Below are 1,138 nucleotides of genomic sequence, written 5' to 3'. Positions count from 1 at the left end.
TGACGCTGTAGGCGGCATTCCCTCCACCGCGTTAAAAGGCGCTGGCCTGCTGCCGCACATCCGCGCGACGGTGAAGTTGCCAATGACGTCAAGTCATCATGGCCCTTACGACCAGGGCTACACACGTGCTACAATGGCGCATACAAAGAGAAGCGACCTCGCGAGAGCAAGCGGACCTCATAAAGTGCGTCGTAGTCCGGATTGGAGTCTGCAACTCGACTCCATGAAGTCGGAATCGCTAGTAATCGTGGATCAGAATGCCACGGTGAATACGTTCCCGGGCCTTGTACACACCGCCCGTCACACCATGGGAGTGGGTTGCAAAAGAAGTAGGTAGCTTAACCTTCGGGAGGGCGCTTACCACTTTGTGATTCATGACTGGGGTGAAGTCGTAACAAGGTAACCGTAGGGGAACCTGCGGTTGGATCACCTCCTTACCTTAAAGAAGCGTTCTTTGAAGTGCTCACACAGATTGTCTGATAGAAAGTGAAAAGCAAGGCGTCTTGCGAAGCAGACTGATACGTCCCCTTCGTCTAGAGGCCCAGGACACCGCCCTTTCACGGCGGTAACAGGGGTTCGAATCCCCTAGGGGACGCCACTTGCTGGTTTGTGAGTGAAAGTCGCCGACCTCTGTATCTCAAAACTCACTTACGAGTGATGTTTGAGATATTTGCTCTTTAAAAATCTGGATCAAGCTGAAAATTGAAACACTGAACAACGAAAGTTGTTCGTGAGTCTCTCAAATTTTCGCAACACGATGATAAATCGCAAGAAACATCTTCGGGTTGTGAGGTTAAGCGACTAAGCGTACACGGTGGATGCCCTGGCAGTCAGAGGCGATGAAGGACGTGCTAATCTGCGATAAGCGTCGGTAAGGTGATATGAACCGTTATAACCGGCGATTTCCGAATGGGGAAACCCAGTGTGTTTCGACACACTATCATTAACTGAATCCATAGGTTAATGAGGCGAACCGGGGGAACTGAAACATCTAAGTACCCCGAGGAAAAGAAATCAACCGAGATTCCCCCAGTAGCGGCGAGCGAACGGGGAGCAGCCCAGAGCCTGAATCAGTGTGTGTGTTAGTGGAAGCGTCTGGAAAGGCGTGCGAATACAGGGTGACAGCCCNNTACACAAA

1 tRNA gene and 2 rRNA genes are annotated in these 1,138 nt (G+C 51.3%); all 3 read left to right on the top strand.

What is annotated here, in order from left to right:
* Positions 1 to 437, top strand: a 16S ribosomal RNA gene (locus AACU94_RS24600); the annotation flags it as partial.
* Positions 438 to 522: 85 nt separating this feature from the next.
* Positions 523 to 598, top strand: a tRNA-Glu gene (locus AACU94_RS24595).
* A 193-nt stretch (positions 599 to 791) separates the two neighbouring features.
* A 23S ribosomal RNA gene (locus AACU94_RS24590) occupies positions 792 to 1,138 on the top strand; the annotation flags it as partial.

Source organism: Escherichia sp. E4702 (assembly GCF_963883545.1).
Classification (GTDB): Bacteria; Pseudomonadota; Gammaproteobacteria; order Enterobacterales; family Enterobacteriaceae; genus Escherichia.
The sequence above is the reverse complement of the archived record's forward strand: the minus strand, read 5'-3'. Positions and strand labels throughout refer to the sequence as shown.